The organism is Rhodococcus sp. NPDC047139 (genome assembly GCF_040643435.1).
Lineage (GTDB): Bacteria > Actinomycetota > Actinomycetes > Mycobacteriales > Mycobacteriaceae > Rhodococcus.
In genome coordinates, this window is record NZ_JBEYUH010000045.1 from 1 (window position 1) to 1,760 (window position 1,760).

Below are 1,760 nucleotides of genomic sequence, written 5' to 3' on the forward strand. Positions count from 1 at the left end.
TCCTGAGTTAGGACATTTGGCTTAGTGTCCCAATTCGAACCCGAGACGGGTGAGAATCTCCAGCTCGGCAGCCGGGATCTGCGGCGGAAAGTCCTGGACGGCACCGTTGATGGCGATGGTGGAGGTCCGTAGCGGCCGCAGTTGCTTGACCAGTCTCGCGATCGCCACACCGGTCTGGTCCTGGGCGCAGCGGGCCACAGCCAGGGCGGCGAACACGATGGTCAGGTGCGCTTCGATGGCGTCGCGGGTGCGGTGGAACATCGGCCGGGCCCGCAGATCGGTTTTCGACATGCGAAACGACTGCTCGACATGCCATAGGTCGTGGTACTTGCCGATCACCTCGCCCGGTTCCATGCGCGTGACGGGAATGTTGGTGACATATCCCTTCAAGCCCACCAGCGATCGAGCTCGTGCCAGCGCGGCGTCGTCGAGTCGCTGACCTGCGGTGGTGGTCTTGACGAAGCGGGTGGCCTTGGCCTTCGTCGTGCCCTCGACCACCGCCCGCGCCCGCGCTTCCTGCGCGTTCAATGTCTGGTTGTCGCGGACGGCACGTGTGCGGGTGTACTGCCAGATCGCCCGCCACGAGCTGGGATGCCGTCCCGGATCCCAGACCGGTTCGGCGCGCCGTTTCACGGTGTTGACCACGCTGCGGGCGTGCCGGGGTGTGACGGTATCGATGATCTGCCCGTCGGTGAATACATCACCGTGCCAATGGAAATGGGACGTCAGATCAGCGGGTGCCTTCGTCACCCGGGAACCGACGATGAACTTCAGGCCCGCCTCGTCCAGAGCAGTCAGATTCGCCGCCGACAGCATGCCGGCGTCGGCGGCGATGACCATCTCCACACCCTCGATGTCGTGGCGGGCCTGGAACTGACGCACGATCGGGACCAGGGTGTGGGTTTCGGCCTTGTTGCCTTCGAAACAGCCGATCTCCAGTGGGAACCCGGTGCGGTCGACGAGCAGCCCGACCACGATCTGCGGATCGACCCGGCGCTCCTTGCTGTAGCCGACCTTGCGCAGGTCGTCTTCCTTCTCCGCTTCGAAGTACAAGGTGGTCACATCGAACAGCAACAACCCCAACCCGCCGGTTTCGGCGGCATACTCGAAACAGCGGCGGGCGATCCGATCGCGGTAGTCACCGGTGATGATCTGCGCAAGGTGACGTTGAATCGTTTTGTACGACACCGGTTCCGCGCCGAGATCTTCGAGAACGCGCAGCGCCTCGATCTTCGAGGTCGGTTCCACGATCCGGGCGATGACCAGATCCTGGAACACCGCATCGTCGAGGACGTCGAAGCCGAGCCGGTTGTAGACGAAGGCGAGCACGTCGTAGAGCAACCGGGCGCTGGTGCGCACGGTTCGTCCCGCGCCGGCGAGCTCGCCGCCCTTGCTCGTGGTCGGGCCGGGTAGTCGACCGGTCCGCCAGTCGGCCACGTCGGCGATCTGCTCGACGGGCGTCGGCACATCCAGGTCGAGCATGCCTTGATCGCCGTGCAGGAGCTGGCGGGCTCGTTCGAGCAGAATGCCCAGCTCGACGTCGGTGTGCGCGGACCCGACGTGGGCGAGGATCTCGTGCCGGCCGCGGTGTTTGCGCACGACCTGCACCGCTACCGCCCCGGATGCGGTACGCACCTTCCGCACGAATGCCACCGTCCGAACCTACCTGCTTAGTGTCCCGATCCGCTTCGGCGACGGAGTGAATGCGCAGGTGAAAGCCTCGTCAGGGGTTATACCGGCCAGTAATGTCCTAACTCAGG

General features: G+C 64.8%; 1 protein-coding gene. It reads right to left on the minus strand.

The window, feature by feature from the left end:
* Positions 1–21 precede the first annotated feature (21 nt).
* Positions 22–1,653: an IS1634 family transposase gene (locus ABZ789_RS22600; RefSeq protein ID WP_358428899.1), complete on the minus strand. Its 1,632-nt coding sequence runs from the start codon at positions 1,651–1,653 to the stop codon at positions 22–24.
* Positions 1,654–1,760: the final 107 nt, after the last annotated feature.